This window comes from Sphingomonas sp. 3-13AW, from assembly GCF_049311085.1.
Taxonomy (GTDB): domain Bacteria; phylum Pseudomonadota; class Alphaproteobacteria; order Sphingomonadales; family Sphingomonadaceae; genus Sphingomonas.
In genome coordinates this window covers 1-14524 of sequence record NZ_JASNVZ010000018.1, presented here as the reverse complement: position 1 = coordinate 14524, position 14524 = coordinate 1, and the positions used below count along the sequence as shown (strand labels likewise).

The following is a 14524-nucleotide window of genomic DNA, read 5'->3' as shown; positions in this document are numbered from 1 at the left end:
GTCTGTCACCCGCTGTTCGTCATTCCCGTGCGAACATTACGCCCGGTGCGTCGCGATGGCGCACCTCGCCGAAGCGCTGGTAGCCGAGCTTTGCCGCGACGCCCTGCGACGGCTGGTTGTCCGGGTGGATCAGGCACACGGTGCGTTCAGCCCCGCGCTGCGCTGCAAGCCAGCCGTGGGCGGCCTGCACCGCTTCGGTCGCATAGCCCTTGCCCTGGGCATCGGCAGCGATGATCCAGGCCGCCTCGGGATGGGGATCGAACGCCTCGCCGAAGCCGCGCTCGAAATGGGCGAGGCCGGCTTGGCCGACGAGGCGCCCGCCCTGTTTCTCGCGCACCGTGAAGATGCCATAGCCGAAGGCCGACCAATGGCCGATGTTCCGCAGCAGGTTCTTCCAACTATCCTCCCGCCCCATCGGCCCGCCGAGATAGGTGGTCACCCGCTCATTGCCGAACACGGCATGGCCGGCCTCAAAGTCCGCCAGCATGGGCCGGGAGAGGATCAGTCGTTCGGTCTCGATCATCACGCTTCGTGCCCCTCATGCCGCCCGGTCGTGCTTGTCCTTCTTGCGCGTGCCGAACAGCAACTTGCGTTCGAGCTCCAGCCGCAGCGCCGCATAATAGGCCTCCAGGAACTCGCGGTCATAGCCCTCGTCGGGATCGCGGCCGAGCTTGGTGCGGATGGTGCGCGCGACCATGAACTGGTCGTGCCGGTCGTCGCGGCGCAGCACCTCCTCCAGCTTGTGCAGCTCGAACGTGCCATAGGCGGCGAGCTCTTCCGGGGTGAAGCGATAGCGATCCCCTTCGAGCGCGGCCGGATCGAGCAGTTCCACGCCGATCTGCCGCCGCTCGTTCTCTACCACCCAGGTGCCGGCCACCAGGTCGCCGGCGCGCATCCGGTCGCGGTTGAACAGGAGGAAGAACAGGAACAGGCACGCCCAGCCGAGCGCGAGATAGCCGACCCAGCCGTCGATCGTCCCTTCCGCAAAGGCAAAGGGCAGGAAGCTTAGCGGCAGGAACAGCTCGACCTCGCGCATCAGGTTGCGCGCCAACACGGCGGCTGGCGTCAGGCGGCCGCCGTCTCGCGCCACCACGCGCAGCCGCTGCAGCCGCTTGCCCGGGGTCGCGGCGCGCCCGCCCGCCTCGAACGCGACGAAGTAGAAGTTGCGCAGCAGGAAAAAGCCGAGCAGCCACACCACCATCAGCAGCGGCTGGGTCCTGGTCTCCGTCGTCCGGGAGAGCAGCACCACCAGCAGCGTGAAGCCGACCAGCACCGCCAGCATGATCAGCAGATCGACAGTGAGCGCGGCCGCGCGCGCGCCGGCGCTGCCAAGCCGCACGTGGAGGGTCACGCCCTCCGGCGTCACCAGCGCGCGGCCGAGCGAGAGGGGCGCGCGCCTAGCCACGGCGCGCACGGCCAGCGAGGGTGAAGTAGGCGACCCACAGCGCAAACATCCCGCCCGCGATCGCATAGCGGGCGCTGTCGCTGGTCACGAGCTGGCGGGCGAACCCTTCCAGCAGGCCGGCGACCAGCAGCATCAGCACCACGCCCAGCATCACCGTGGCGGCGGCACCGCCCGCCACCCCCGCCGCGGCGATGCGCCCCCGCTCCCCGGGAAAGGCGATCGCGCGGCCGATCCGCAGGCCGGCCGCCGCCGCCAGCACGATCGCGCTCAGCTCGGTCGATCCGTGGATCATCAGCCAGCCGAACAGCCCGGGTGCCAGGCCATGCGGCGCATAGACCGCGAACAACGCGCCCAGCATGGCGCCATTCTGCACCAGCAGGATTAGGGTCGGGATGCCGAGCGCGAAGCCCAGCGCGAAGCACAGGAACGAGACCTGCGCATTATGGGTGAACAGATAGGCCGCGAACACTTCCAGGCCGCCGTCGTCGGGCTTGTCGTAGAGCGACTTGCGCAGGAACTCGGTCGAGGCGTTCATGTCGCGGCCGTTGGCCATTTCGGGCGACAGGATCGCGCCGAACCAGCCGGGCTCGCCGCGCACCAGCGCATAGGCGGCGACCGCGCTCAGCAGCGTGAGGAGCGCCGCCACCAGGATCTCTGGCCACAGGCTCCGCACCGCCTGCGGCAGGCCGCGCGCAAAGAAGTCGGCGATCTGCCGGCCCCAGGGTGCGCGACAGCCGTAGAGGACGAAATAGGCGCGGGTCGACAGCCGCTCGAGATAGGCGACCAGCGAGGCGTCGAGCGACGTCTCGCGCGCCACCGACAGCGCCGACAGGGTGGCGCGATACAGGCGCGGCAGCTCGAACAGGTCTTCTTCGGACAGGCGCTTGGGACTCTTGTTCTCGACCAGGTCGAGCAGCGCCTCCAGCCGGGCCCAGTCGGCCTCGCGCTCGGCCCGGAAATGGCGGCTGGCGAACAGCGGCGCGTTCATGCCACTCGCTCCCGGTGGCGCAGGTAGCGTTCGACCAGCTTGAGCGCCATCGCCTCGGCCGGGGCCTCGATCACGTCCACGCCCATCCGTCGCAGCCGTTCGATGACGATGCGCCGTTCGCGCAGCAGCGCATGGGCCACGGTTGCGCGCACGACATCATCGGCCTCCTGCGGTTCGGCATCCTGGATCCCCTCCAGCTCGGCGTCGCGGAACAGCACGAACAGCAGCCGGTGGCGCTTGAGCATGCGCTGGGCGGCGGCGAGCATCAGCTCCGCGCTGGTGGGATCGGTGAACTCCGTGAAAAGCACCACCAGCGACCGCCGCTCCAGCCGCGCGTCCAGCGTCACCAGCGACAGCGTGTAATTGCTCTCGTCGGTGCCATAGTCGATGTCGGCGGCGGCATGGTGGAGGCGGGCAAAGCCGCGCGTGCCCGACAGCGTCCCCGAATCCACCTGCGGCCGTGCGGCAAAGGAATAGAGCCGCACCCGGTCGCCCGATTTCAGCGCCACAAAGGCCCCGAGCAGCGCGGCCGAAACGGCGCGGTCGATGCGGGGCACGCCGCCGACCGGGTCGCTCATCGCGCGCCCGGCGTCGACCGCGAACACCACCGCATTGTCGCGCTCGGTCTGATACTCGCGGGCGAGCAGCGACGCGTGCTTCGCCGACGCCTTCCAGTCGATGGCGCGCCGCTCCATGCCGGGCTGGAAGTCGGTCAGCACCTGGAATTCCTGCCCATCGCCGCTGTCGCGCCGCATGCGAAGGCCAGTGTGCTGGCTGTTGAGATACTGGCGCATCCCCTCGTCGCGGACGGGGCGGATGTCGGGCATGATGGCGATCGACTGGCCCCCCGGCCGGCGCGTCTGGCGCCAGGCGAGGCCCATCGGCCCGGCATGGCGCGCCCACAGCGCTTCCACCACCGCACGCCCGCGCCGGACGGCACGGAACCGCGTGCTGGTGCGCGGCCCCTCGCGCTCCAGCGGGCCGGTGATCTCGGCGGCAAAGGCGGCTTGCAGCGCGCGTTCGCCCTGCTCCAGCCGCGGGGCGAGGTCGAACGTCTCGCCGACATGGATCGCCGCCGGGGTCGCGACCGACAGCCGGGCACTGCCGAGCGGCGGCGCCAGCAGCGCGTCGACCGCAACCAGCACCACCATCAACACCACCCAGCCGAGGACGGCCACCCAGGCGCCGGGCGCGACGATGCCGATGGCAAGCGCCACCGGGGCCGCCCCAGCGACCAGCCACACCGCGCGCTGGGTGGGATAGATCAACGCGGCGCCTCGGTCGCGTCGATCAGGCCGGTCACGACATCGTCGATCCGCCGCCCGTCGATCTCGGCCGCGGGCGACAGGATCAGGCGGTGGCGCAGCAGCGCCGGGGCGAGCAGCTTCACGTCGTCGGGGATGACATAATCGCGCCCCTCCAGCGCCGCCGCCGCGCGCGCTGCCGCCGCCATCGCCGACGCGGCGCGCGGGGAGGCGCCGCTTGCGATATCGGGATGCTCGCGGGTCGCGCGCACCAGCCGCACGATATAGTCGATCACCGGATCGACCAGCCGCACCTCCGACACCGCGGCGATGGCGGCCGCGATCTCTGCCGCGCCCGCGACCGGCTGCACGCCGGAGTCCTCCGGGCGCGGGGTGCCGGTGCGGTTGCCATATTGGGCGACGATCGCGCGCTCGGCCGCGTCGGAGGGCCAGCCGATCGACAGCTTGAACAGGAAACGGTCGAGCTGCGCCTCGGGCAGGGGGTAGACGCCCTGCTGCTCGATCGGGTTCTGGGTCGCGATCACGGTGAAGCGGTCCGACAGCCGCTCGGTGCGCCCGTCGGTGGTGATCGCGCGCTCCTGCATCGCCTCCAGCAGCGCCGCCTGGGTCTTGGGCGGGGTGCGGTTGATCTCGTCGGCCAGCAGCAGCTCACAGAACACCGGCCCCTTGGTGAGCGCGAAGCTGGAGGTCTGGAAGTTGAACAGGTTCGCGCCGATGATGTCGCCGGGCATCAGGTCGGGGGTGAACTGGATGCGCCCGAAGTCGAGGCTCAGCGAGCGGGCGAAGCTTTGTGCCAGCAGCGTCTTGGCGGTGCCCGGCGGCCCTTCCAGCAGCACATGGCCGGCGGAAAACAGCGCGATCGCCAGGAAGCGCACCACCGGCCCCTGATCGACCACGGCCTTTGCGATCTCGCGGTCGATCGCCTGTCCGAGCGACCGGACCTCTTCGAGCGTCATGCCAGTGCTTCCTTCCATGCGTGGAGTTGTCGGGCCGCCGCCACCAGCTCCGCTTCGGTGCGGGCGGTGCGGAGGCGATAGTCGATCTGCGAATAGGGTGCCGGGCGGTCGCCCAGCCGGTCGAGCCGCTCGAGCACGCCGGCCGGGTCGAGGTCGCGCGGCAGGTCCATGTTGCGCACCAGCCCCTCGCGCGCCATGTCGGCATAGCGGGCGCCCGCCGACAGCGTGCGGCCGGACAGGCGGGTGAGGGCTGCGATATTGTCAATCAGCGCCGCCTTGCCCAGCGCCACCGCCCGCCGCTCGCGCAGCACCGGCCCGAACCGGACCGCGGTCGCAAGCCCCGCCAGCACCGCGGCGGCGAGCATCGCCAGGGTCGCGGCCAGGAACGGCGGCGTGAAGAGCAACTTGACTAGGTTGCGGTCGCCCGGCCGGTAATGGAGAGAGGCGTCGAACACGGCCGCCCCCGCATATTCCGGATCGAGCGCCACCAGCAGCGCGATGGCGGCCTGGGCGTTCTCCGGGTGTTTAAGCGCCGCATTGTTGAGGAGGTCCGGGTCGGACAGCACATAGGTGTTGCTGTCGCGCAGCCGCGCCAGCACGGCGGCGCCGTCGGCGTTGCGCAGGATCGGCACCAGCCCCTTGCCCTCAACGAGTTGGACCTCCCTGGGGACCAGGAATGGCCGGAGCTTCCACCCCGGCGCGCGCAATGTCTTCGGGTCCTTGGCGAAGGTGAAGCTGATGTCTTTAGCGGGGAGGAGGTGCAGGACCGCTGCCGGATTTGCATAGCCCACCCGCTCGACCCGGTTCGTCCGCAGCGGCAGCGCTGCCACCTTCCACTTGGGGAGGATGATCAGCGTCGGATAGGCGCCGCCTTCCTCGTCGCCGCGATCCCCGGCAGCAGCGCCTTCACGCGCTTCGACGATCCGGCGGAGATCTTCCGGTTTCGTGTCCACGTCCGGGGTCAGCACCGCCAGCTCGGGCATCGCCACAAGGTCATCGGCGTCCACCACCAGCGATCCGCCACCGCCGGTGCGGTCGACCAGCTGGCGCAGCGCGTAGAAGCCGGCGCCATGCTTCTCGTCCGCCGCCGGCAGCGAACCCAGCTGGCGCGACAGCACGTCGGAAAAGCCGTTGAGCAGGATCGCCGCCAGCGCCAGCAGCGTGCCGGCCACCACCAGCATGATCGCGGTGCGCCGCGCAAAGGGCTCGGGCGTGGCGCTCATGCGGTCTTGAGCGCGAACCGGGCGTAATCCGCGCGCGCCGCTTCCCAGTCGCCTGGGCCCAGCGCGCGTCCGCCGAACCAGCTGCGCTCGACCGCGGCCACGATCCGGACGAACAGGCCGCGCGCTTCGCCCGGCAGCCCTTCGGCCTGCGCGATGTCGCGGCTGGTGAAGGAGGGGCGCACCAGTTCGCCGCGCCAGGCGGCGATGTCGTCGATGCTGCGGAACAGGATCAGGTGCACCGCCTCGTCATAGCGGGCCGCAGCCGCCAGCGCGTCGGCTTCTTCCAGCAGCGCGCGGGCCTGATGCTCGGTCGGCGCCCATTGCGGCTCCTCGGCGGCATCGCTGCGGCCGCGGCGCAGCATCGCCAGCAGCCAGTTGCGCAAGCCCGGCACCAGCGCGAACAGCAGCACGGCGACGACCACCGCGATGGCGATCCAGCCGATCACGCCCCAGCCATCGCCGACCCAGCGCACGAAGCGGTCGACCGCTTGGGCCAGCGCCTTCAGCCAGTCCGGGAGCTCGCGCGGCTCGGCCTGGCGCATCGGCAGGTCGAACTGGATGCTCTTGTCGGCCAGGATGGCGCGGTGCGCCTCGGCCACGCGCGCGGGGTCGGGCGGCGGTGTCGCCGATGCGGCCTCCATGGATGCGCGTGCCGTCATTCGTCCCCCTGCGCGCCGTTGGAGCAAATCGCCGATTTACACGCAACGCTTTTCGCCTAGGCTTGGGACCGGCGGGGGACGGTTTAGAATGGCGTTGATGTTGATGTTGGTGGTGCTGCTTGCGCTGCCGTTTCTGGTGATTGCCGGCCTCATCTTCGCCGCCCGGGCCGAGGCGCGTCGCCATCCCTGGCGCTTTCGCATCATCGAGGTCATCTCGCAGAGCTTTGCGACTGTGGCGGCCGCGCGGCTGCCGATGCTGGCCACCAGTTTCGTGACGGTCGGGCTGCCGGTCGCGGGGCTGGGCTTGCTCGGCATCAGCGGCGGCGGCGCCGAATTCTTCACCATGCCGACCGAACAGGTCCTGACCGCGATCGGCGTCGGCTGGCTTGCCAGCCTGCTGGTCGGCACGCTGGGGCAGGTGGTGATGATCGCGCTCGCCCTTGATGTGCTTGCGGGCCGCCCGCCCCGGTTCGGGCCGGCGCTCGCCAACGGCATCCGGCTGCTCTTGCCTGCGATGGCCGTGCGGCTGCTGCTGTGGCTGGGCGTCGGCTTTGGATTGATGCTCCTCATCATCCCCGGGCTGGTGCTGATGCTGACCTGGGCGATCGTGCTGCCGGTGCTGGTCGCCGAGCGGCCCGGCATTTTCGCCAGCTTCTCGCGCAGCGGCGTGCTCATGCGGGGTGCGCGCTGGCGGCTGCTGCTGTTGTTCGCGATCGTGTTCGTGGCCTGGTCGCTGTTCGGCGGCATGGGCCAGAGCTTTGCCCTTGCCAGCCAGACGAGCGCCGCCTGGATCGGCAGCATCGTCGTCCAGACGCTGGTCGCCACCCTCACCGGGGCGATGGGCGCGGCGGGGCTTGCGGCCATCTACCACCAGCTCAAGTCCGAACGCGAAGGGCTGCCGGGTGAGGATCTGGAGGCGGTGTTCGCGTGACCGCCCGCATTCGACTGAAACGGAGAACAGGCTTGCTACGAACGTTGCTGATGCTGGCCGCGGCCGGGGGGCTCGCCGCCTGCGCGGCCGATGGGACGCGGGCACAGTCCGCCGGCGAACGGTCCACCGCCGCCAAGAAGGGCGACGCCAAGAAAGGCGCCAAGAAGGGTGATAAGGCACCGGGCGCGGGCAAGGGCTATAACCACGATCCCTATCCCTCGACCTATCGCGCCTATCCGGGCCAGCCGACGCTCCTCACCAACGTCACCATCTATGATGGCGAGGGGGGCCGGATCGATCGCGGCGCGGTGCTGTTCCGCGACGGCAAGATCGTCGAGGTCGCCCAGTCGATCGCCCCGGCAGAGGGCGTGACGGTGATCGACGGCACCGGCAAATGGGTGACGCCGGGCGTGATCGACGTCCACAGCCACCTGGGCGACTATCCCTCGCCCGGTGTCGAGGCGCATTCCGACGGCAACGAGATGAGCGCGCCGGTGACCGCGGAGGTCTGGGCCGAGCACAGCGTATGGCCGCAGGACCCGGGCTTTGGCCGTGCGCTTGCCAACGGCGGCGTCACCACGCTGCAGATCCTGCCCGGCTCCGCCAACCTGTTCGGCGGCCGCTCGGTCACGGTCAAGAACGTCTATGCCCGCACCATGCAGGGGATGAAGTTCCCGGCCGCGCCCTATGGCCTCAAGATGGCGTGCGGCGAAAACCCGAAGCGCGTCTATGGCGGCAAGGGCCGGGCGCCCTCGACCCGCATGGGCAATGTCGCGGTCGATCGCGCGACCTGGGCCAAGGCCCGCGCCTATGATCGCAAGTGGGACAAATATGAAGAGGAGGGCGGCGACGCCCCCGATCGCGACATCGCCATGGACACGCTGCGCGGCGTGCTGGACGGCGAGATCCTCGTCCACAACCACTGCTACCGCGCCGACGAGATGGCCGTCGTCCTCGATATGGCCAAGGAGTTCGGCTACAAGGTCACCGCGTTTCACCACGCGGTCGAAGCCTATAAGATCGCCGACCTGCTGAGGGCGAACAACACCTGCGCGGCCGTCTGGGCCGACTGGTGGGGCTTCAAGATGGAGGCCTATGACGCGGTCGGCGAGAACCTCGCCATCCTCGACCGCGCCGGCGCCTGCGCGATGATCCATTCGGACGACGAGAACGGCATCCAGCGCCTGAACCAGGAAGTCGCCAAGGTGATGGGCTCTGCCCGCCGTGCCGGCATTCCGGTCACGCCGGAGCACGCCTGGACCTGGCTCGCGATCGGGCCCGCCCGTGCGCTTGGCATCGACCAGGTCACCGGCAGCCTCAAGCCCGGCAAGATGGCCGACGTGGTGCTGTGGAACGGCGATCCGTTCAGCGTCTACACCCGCCCCGAAAAAGTGTGGGTCGACGGCGCCCTGCTGTTTGACGCGACGAACAAGCGGCTGCGGCCGGTTTCCGATTTCGAGCTGGGCCAGCCCGGCGAGGGGGATGTGAAGTGAAGCGCCTGATCCTTTCCACGGCGGCCGCGCTGCTCGCCGGTGCGGCGACGCTTCCCGCTTGCGCCCAGACGGTCGCGATCACCAATGCCCGGCTGGTCGTGGGCGACGGTGCCGGGCCGGTCGACGGCGGTACGGTGGTGGTGCGCGACGGCCGCGTCGTCGCCGCCGGCCCCGGCGTCGCGGTGCCGGCGGGCATGCGCACGATCGATGCCGGCGGCAAATGGGTGACGCCCGGCATCTTCGCCGGCTTCACCCGCATGGGCATTGTCGAGGTGGACGCGGTTCGCGGCACCAATGACGCCAGCGCCAACAACTCGGTGTTCAATGCCGCGCTCGACATCGCGCCCGCGGTCAACCCGCGCACGACCGCGATCGGGCTCAACCGCGCAGAGGGCGTGACCCGCGCGGTGGTGGCACCCGATAACGGCGGCTCGATCTTTGCCGGCCAGGGCGCCGTCATCGACCTGGGCGCCGACATGGACGCGGTCACCCGCCCGCGCGCCTTCCAGTTCATGGAATGGGGCGAAACCGGCGCGCGCGCTGCTGGCGGCAGCCGTCCGGCGGCCTTTGCGATGCTGCGCAACGCGCTGTTCGAGGCGCGCGAATATGCCCGCAACCCCGCGAGCTTTGCCGATCGCGGCAAGGACGCGCTGCTCACCCGTCTGGACGCGCAGGCGCTGGTGCCGGTGATCGAGGGGCGGATGCCGCTTCTCGCCCATGTCGAACGCGCGTCGGATATCCGCGCGTTGCTCGACCTCAAGCGCGAGCTCGGCACGCTCAAGCTGGTGCTGGTGGGCGCGACCGAGGGCTGGACGGTCGCCGGCGACATCGCCGCCGCGCGCGTGCCGGTGATCGCGAGCGCACTCGCCGACCTGCCGTCCTCGTTCGAACAACTTGCCGCCACCCAGTCGAACATCGGCCGCATGAAGGCGGCGGGCGTCACGGTCGGGATCGGCATGATCAACAATGACGAGGCGCGTCAGGCACGGCTGGTGAAGCAATATGCCGGCAACCTCGTGGCGCTGGGCCGCATCCCGGGTGCGGCAGGACTGGACTGGGGCAGCGCCTTTGCCGCGATCAGTTCCAAGCCGGCCGAGGCACTGGGCATGGACGGTGAGTTCGGATCGCTGCGCGCCGGTCGCCGCGGCGACGTGGTGATCTGGGACGGCGATCCGCTCGAGATCGGTTCGATGCCGACCCAGGTGTTCGTCGACGGGGTCGAGCAGCCGCTCGTCACCCGCCAGCAGCGGCTGCGCGACCGCTATCTCGATCCGGTCGAAGGCGCGTTGCCCAAGGCCTATCAATACTGACCCGCTCGCCCGCGTGGGGGGAACCACGCGGGCGGCCGGCGTTTTGTTCAGACAGGCCGCCGAGCGGCGGCATCAGAGGAGGTGTTTTTCCGATGCGCTATTCGACCCTGATCGTCCCCGTGCTCGCCCTGGCGCTCACTGCCTGTGGCGGCAAGAAGGAGCCGGAGCCCACCGCCGCCGAGAACAGCGCAACGGCCGAGGCGACCGAGCAGCTCGATGCCAAGGTGGCGGCGCTTTCGGAAGGGCAGCGCAACGGCGTCTTCATCCGCGCGATCCGCGACGCCGGCCTGCCGTGCCAGGGCGTGACCAGCTCCGAGCGTTCGACCGACGGCAAGGCGACCTGGACCGCCACCTGCACCGACGGGTCGAAGCACATCATCGCCTTCACCCCCGATGGCATGGCCCAGGTCACCAGCATGACGCGCAAGTAAGCGCGGCCGTTCGACCGAGTGACTTGAGGCGGCGGCGCGGCTAGGGCGCGATCCATGGCCCCGCCGCCGCCCCCTGCCGAACCCTCGCCGAGCCTGGTCGGGCGCGCGCTCTCGGCAGCGCGTGCGAAGCGGCCGGCGGCGCCGGTCGCGCGCAAGGCGGACGAGCTTCCTGTTGCTGTCGAGCCTCGCGAGGCCCCGCAGGAAATCCGCTCCGACCGGCCCTGGCTGGTCGGGCTGGTGCTGCTGATCGCGGCCGGGCCCGCGTTCACCTGGGCGGGCGCCGAGATCCTCGGCCATCGTGCGCGAGCAGAGATCGCCGCGCTTGCGCCTGCCGCCGAACCGCTGCTCGCCGCCGCCCGCGCCGATGCAGCCACGCGCGCCGGCTGGGAACCGCTGCTCGGCCGGGGGACGCTGGGCACCATCATCGACCGGTTCGCCGCGACGCTACCGGGGGACGATCGCCTCGCGAGCATCGCAAGCGACGGCGAGGGCACGATCGAGGCGACCATCCTCACCGCCGATCCTGACGCCCTGCGCGATGCGCTCCGCCGCGAGCCGGCGTTGTCGCAGCTGCAGGACGCGGGCCAGCAGCGCGGCGACGCCGTGATGCGCGTGACCCTGCGCGGCCGCCCGCAATGACGGCGCGCATCTGGGCGGCGGCGGTGGTGGCGGGCCTGCTGATCGCTGCCGGGCTGTGCATCCCGATGGCGCGTTCGCTCGATCGGCTGGCGGACGCGCGCGCGACGCGCGACCGGCTCGCAACCGCGTTGCAGGCCCCGGCGCCGTCCCCGGTGGTCGCCCCCGAACTGGCGCTGGCCGCGCCCGACCGTGCTGCGGCCACCCGCAGGCTCGCCGGGCAGCTGCGCGCGGCTGCAACCGCCGGCGGCCTGCTGATCGAGACCATCGCCCCCGCCGATTCCACCGCCCCCGGGCTGGTCGCGCTCGACCTGCGCGTATCCGGTCCCGAAAAGGCGGTGCTCGCCTTTGCCGACCGCACCGAGCGTGCCCGTCCGCTCGCCCGCTTCGCCCGCTGGCGGGTGGAAGCCGGGGAGGGCGGCAGCGTCCGGCTCGACGCACGACTGGTGACGCCGTGGCGCAGCTAGACCCCCGCTGGCTGCTGCTGCCGGCAGCGCTGGTTGCCGCTGCCATGCCCGCGCTGCTGCTGCGCGCGCCGGTGCCCGCAGCGGCGCCCGCGCAAGGGGAACCACCGCTTGGGGCCCCCCGGGAAGCGCCGCCGCTGGCCGCAGCCTTCACCCGCCCGGTGTTCGCCGCCAGCGCCGAAGCCACGCCGGCGGTCGCGGACGCGCCGGTGCTGGTCGGGGTCGTCGGGCGGCTGATGCACGATGCGGTGGCGCTGGTTCGCACCGCCGACGGCAGCACGCGCACGCTCGGCCCCGGCGAAAGCGTCGACGGTTGGCGGCTGGAATCGCTTGCCGCCGATGCCGCCTATTTCACCCGCGGCAACCAGCGCGCGCGGGTGCCGATGCCCGGCGAGGACGCCGCTCAGTAAATCCCGTCGATCTCGACCGACAGCCGCGGCCTGGGCGGATCGAGCAACAGGCTGCGCTTCTCGCTCAGCTGCACCTCATCGCCGCGCAGCCGGTCATAGCGCGCCTGGGTTTCCGTCGCGGCGCTCGCGCCGTCGCGCAGGATCGTCGGCTTCAGGAAGATGAACAGGGTGCGCTTGGTCCGGGATTCCTGGCGGCTCTTGAACAATTCGCCCAGCACCGGGATGTCGCCCAGGATCGGCACCTGGCTCTTGAGCCGCGCATAGTCGTCGGCGGTGAGGCCGCCGAGCACGATCGTCTGCCCGTTTTCCGCCAGCACGGTCGTGGTGATCGACCGCTTGTTGGTGATGATGTCGGCGGCTTGCTGAAGCTGGGTCGGGGAGATCGACGAGGCTTCCTGCGCCACCTCAAGCCGGATGGTGTCGCCCGCGTTGATGCGCGGAATGACGCGCAGGGTGATGCCGACGTCGCGGCGCTCGATCGAGGTATAGGGCCGGGCGTCGGCGGTGCCGGTCAGGATCGATCCCGTCACGAACGGCACTTCCTGCGCCACCACGATCTCGCCCATCTTGTTGTCGAGCGTGGTGAGCTGCGGCGTCGACAGCAGGTTCGCCTTGGACGAGGTGCCGAGCGCCTGCACCAGGATCGAGAAGTCGTTGCCGAAGCCGATGTTGGCGCTGAGGCCGTTGCCCAGGAACGCGCCCGCCGGCACGCCCAGGGTCTGCAGGATCCCGCCGAGCGACGGCAGGCCGCCAGGGGTGTTGAACGAGGTGCCGCCGCCGGTGACCGAGGTCAGCGCCGCGCCCCCGGCGCCGATCTGGATCGCCAGCCGTTCGGCATCGTCGCCGACGATTTCCGCGATCGCCGCCTCGATCAGCACCTGCGGGCGGCGCACGTCCAGGTCGGGGATCAGCCGTTCGATCTGCGCGACTGCCGCGGGGGTGCCGCGCACGACCAGCGCGTTGATGTCGGGCGCGGGCTGCACCGTCAGCTCGGGCGTGACGAAGCCCTGCGGCGTCGCCGTCTCCTCGCCCATCATTCCGCCGCCGGCACTGCCCGACAGGCCGCTGGTGGTGCTGCCGGATTCCGCGACCTGGGAGGCGGTGTTGCGGTTGATGAGGCTCGACAGCGCCGCGGTCGGGCTCTGCGGGCCGCCGCCCGCGCGCGAGCGGGTCGACAGGCTGCGGGCCACGGGATTGGCGGCGCTGCCTTCCTGCCCCAGCAGGCCGCGCAGCACCTCGGTCACCGCCTCGGCATCGGCATGGTTGAGGCGGAAGACGCGCGTCATCGGCGTGGCGCCGCCCGGCGCGTCGAGCGCCTGCGCCATCCGCCGCGCCTCCGCCACCGCGGCCGGCGTGCCCCGCACCACGATCGTGTTGCTGCGGGCATCTGCCGCGACGCGCGCGCCGGTCCCCGATCCCGCGTCGCCCAGCACGCCCTGCATCGCCTGCGCAACCTCGCTGGCGTTGCCGTTCTGCAGGGCGATGGTTGCAAAGCTCGATCCGCCCCCGCCATCCAGCGAGCGCGCCAGCGCCTCCACCCGGGCGACATTGTCGGCATAGTCGGTGATCACGATCGCGTTGGGGGCGGACAAGGGCTCCACGCTGCCGAAGCTCGCGATCAGCGGGCGCACCACTCGTGCGACATCGGCGGAGGGGACGTTGGCCAGCCGCACCATGCGTGTCACCAGCGCCTGTCCGCCGCCACTGCGGGCGCCGCCGTCCCGCACCGCGTTGGCAGCCGGCACGATCCGCCAGGCGCCGGCGGAGCGGACCGCGGCAAAGCCGTTGGCGCGCAGCACCGACTGGAACAGCTCCCACACGCCCGCCGGCGACAGCGGCTCGGCCGAGGTGACCGTCACCTGGCCCTTCACGGTCGGGTCCAGGATCAGCGTGCGTCCGGTCAGCCGGCTGATCTGTTCGGCGACATCGGCGATCTCCACCCCGCGCATGTTGACGACGATGTCCCCGGCGGGCGGGGTCTGGGCCGCCAGCGGCTGGAACGCGGTCGCGGCCAGGCAGAGCGCAAGAAGCGGAGTTCGGATGGGATGCGGCACGATGGTCTGCCCTAACGGATCGGTACGGTGACGGTAATCGGATTGCCGTCACGCAGGATGGTGATTTGCGCTGGACCGTTGCCTGCGTTCGCCAGCGCAGCGTTCGCGGCGGCCGCATCGGTCAGGGCAGTGCCGTTGATCGACTGGACGACGTCACCGGGGCGGAAACCCGGCGGCGCATTGTCGCCGATCGCATAGCCGCCGGGCACCTGGGTCGCATCGAGCTGGTCGATCAACGCGCTGGCGTCGGGCCGCGGTGTCGGGGAGGGGGGCGGCGGCGCGGTAGTGCCGGCGCCCCC

The 14524-nt window shown here is 70.9% G+C and carries 15 protein-coding genes and 1 pseudogene; 7 read left to right on the top strand and 9 right to left on the bottom strand.

Translation table 11 applies throughout. The features are described from left to right. Window positions 1-19: 19 nt before the first annotated feature. Genes QP045_RS16050 through QP045_RS16020 form a run of 7 tightly spaced genes read right to left on the bottom strand, consistent with a single transcriptional unit; the run spans window position 20 to window position 6496 of the window. Window positions 20-523: a GNAT family N-acetyltransferase gene (locus tag QP045_RS16050; RefSeq protein ID WP_422516004.1), complete on the bottom strand. Its 504-nt coding sequence runs from the start codon at window positions 521-523 to the stop codon at window positions 20-22. A gap of 15 nt (window positions 524-538) precedes the next feature. Continuing rightward, complete coding sequence (locus tag QP045_RS16045) at window positions 539-1414, bottom strand: RDD family protein (RefSeq protein ID WP_422516003.1); 876 nt, start codon at window positions 1412-1414, stop codon at window positions 539-541. Beyond that, window positions 1398-2393 (bottom strand): stage II sporulation protein M, encoded by a 996-nt coding sequence (locus tag QP045_RS16040; RefSeq protein WP_422516002.1) that lies wholly within the window; start codon window positions 2391-2393, stop codon window positions 1398-1400. The genes QP045_RS16045 and QP045_RS16040 overlap by 17 nt, the downstream gene beginning before the upstream one ends. Continuing rightward, the gene (locus tag QP045_RS16035) at window positions 2390-3661 is read right to left on the bottom strand and encodes a DUF58 domain-containing protein (protein ID WP_422516001.1); all 1272 of its coding nucleotides are present in this window, start codon (window positions 3659-3661) and stop codon (window positions 2390-2392) included. Before QP045_RS16035 ends, QP045_RS16040 begins: the two co-directional genes overlap by 4 nt. After that, entirely contained in the window at window positions 3658-4614 is a 957-nt protein-coding gene (locus QP045_RS16030; protein ID WP_422516000.1) for an AAA family ATPase, read from the bottom strand. Before QP045_RS16030 ends, QP045_RS16035 begins: the two co-directional genes overlap by 4 nt. Beyond that, entirely contained in the window at window positions 4611-5837 is a 1227-nt protein-coding gene (locus QP045_RS16025; RefSeq protein WP_422515999.1) for a DUF4350 domain-containing protein, read from the bottom strand. Before QP045_RS16025 ends, QP045_RS16030 begins: the two co-directional genes overlap by 4 nt. Next, window positions 5834-6496, bottom strand: coding sequence for a DUF4129 domain-containing protein (locus QP045_RS16020; protein WP_422515998.1), 663 nt, complete (start codon window positions 6494-6496; stop codon window positions 5834-5836). Before QP045_RS16020 ends, QP045_RS16025 begins: the two co-directional genes overlap by 4 nt. An 88-nt stretch (window positions 6497-6584) precedes the next feature. On the opposite strand from QP045_RS16020, the gene QP045_RS16015 reads away from it, so the two are divergent. From QP045_RS16015 to QP045_RS15985, 7 genes are all read left to right on the top strand, one after another. Then, complete coding sequence (locus tag QP045_RS16015) at window positions 6585-7427, top strand: hypothetical protein (RefSeq protein ID WP_422515997.1); 843 nt, start codon at window positions 6585-6587, stop codon at window positions 7425-7427. A 50-nt stretch (window positions 7428-7477) separates the two neighbouring features. Further along, complete coding sequence (locus QP045_RS16010) at window positions 7478-8920, top strand: amidohydrolase (protein ID WP_422516049.1); 1443 nt, start codon at window positions 7478-7480, stop codon at window positions 8918-8920. Beyond that, window positions 8917-10230 (top strand): amidohydrolase family protein, encoded by a 1314-nt coding sequence (locus tag QP045_RS16005; RefSeq protein WP_422515996.1) that lies wholly within the window; start codon window positions 8917-8919, stop codon window positions 10228-10230. The genes QP045_RS16010 and QP045_RS16005 overlap by 4 nt, the downstream gene beginning before the upstream one ends. Before the next feature lie 92 nt (window positions 10231-10322). Then, window positions 10323-10661, top strand: coding sequence for a hypothetical protein (locus QP045_RS16000; protein ID WP_422515995.1), 339 nt, complete (start codon window positions 10323-10325; stop codon window positions 10659-10661). A gap of 54 nt (window positions 10662-10715) precedes the next feature. Next, window positions 10716-11300: a hypothetical protein gene (locus QP045_RS15995; RefSeq protein WP_422515994.1), complete on the top strand. Its 585-nt coding sequence runs from the start codon at window positions 10716-10718 to the stop codon at window positions 11298-11300. Next, window positions 11297-11764, top strand: a complete 468-nt coding sequence (locus tag QP045_RS15990) for a hypothetical protein (protein ID WP_422515993.1) — start codon at window positions 11297-11299, stop codon at window positions 11762-11764. The genes QP045_RS15995 and QP045_RS15990 overlap by 4 nt, the downstream gene beginning before the upstream one ends. Beyond that, window positions 11752-12171: a hypothetical protein gene (locus QP045_RS15985; RefSeq protein WP_422515992.1), complete on the top strand. Its 420-nt coding sequence runs from the start codon at window positions 11752-11754 to the stop codon at window positions 12169-12171. Before QP045_RS15990 ends, QP045_RS15985 begins: the two co-directional genes overlap by 13 nt. Here QP045_RS15985 and gspD read toward each other — a convergent pair. Both gspD and QP045_RS15975 read right to left on the bottom strand, forming a co-directional pair. Next, window positions 12165-14225, bottom strand: coding sequence for a type II secretion system secretin GspD (gspD, locus tag QP045_RS15980; protein WP_422515991.1), 2061 nt, complete (start codon window positions 14223-14225; stop codon window positions 12165-12167). The genes QP045_RS15985 and gspD overlap by 7 nt on opposite strands. Window positions 14226-14236: 11 nt before the next feature. Beyond that, a pseudogene (locus QP045_RS15975) lies at window positions 14237-14524 on the bottom strand (signaling protein); the annotation flags it as partial.

Excerpts from the sequence above, each read along its gene's own strand:
- QP045_RS16050 (WP_422516004.1), bottom strand. The coding sequence starts at position 523 with ATGATCGAGACCGAACGACTGATCCTCTCCCGGCCCATGCTGGCGGAC.
- QP045_RS16025 (WP_422515999.1), bottom strand. The coding sequence starts at position 5,837 with ATGAGCGCCACGCCCGAGCCCTTTGCGCGGCGCACCGCGATCATGCTG.
- QP045_RS16015 (WP_422515997.1), top strand. The coding sequence starts at position 6,585 with ATGGCGTTGATGTTGATGTTGGTGGTGCTGCTTGCGCTGCCGTTTCTG.
- QP045_RS16000 (WP_422515995.1), top strand. The coding sequence starts at position 10,323 with ATGCGCTATTCGACCCTGATCGTCCCCGTGCTCGCCCTGGCGCTCACT.
- QP045_RS16040 (WP_422516002.1), bottom strand. The coding sequence starts at position 2,393 with ATGAACGCGCCGCTGTTCGCCAGCCGCCATTTCCGGGCCGAGCGCGAG.
- QP045_RS15990 (WP_422515993.1), top strand. The coding sequence starts at position 11,297 with ATGACGGCGCGCATCTGGGCGGCGGCGGTGGTGGCGGGCCTGCTGATC.
- QP045_RS16030 (WP_422516000.1), bottom strand. The coding sequence starts at position 4,614 with ATGACGCTCGAAGAGGTCCGGTCGCTCGGACAGGCGATCGACCGCGAG.
- QP045_RS16010 (WP_422516049.1), top strand. The coding sequence starts at position 7,478 with ATGCTGGCCGCGGCCGGGGGGCTCGCCGCCTGCGCGGCCGATGGGACG.
- QP045_RS15995 (WP_422515994.1), top strand. The coding sequence starts at position 10,716 with ATGGCCCCGCCGCCGCCCCCTGCCGAACCCTCGCCGAGCCTGGTCGGG.
- QP045_RS16020 (WP_422515998.1), bottom strand. The coding sequence starts at position 6,496 with ATGACGGCACGCGCATCCATGGAGGCCGCATCGGCGACACCGCCGCCC.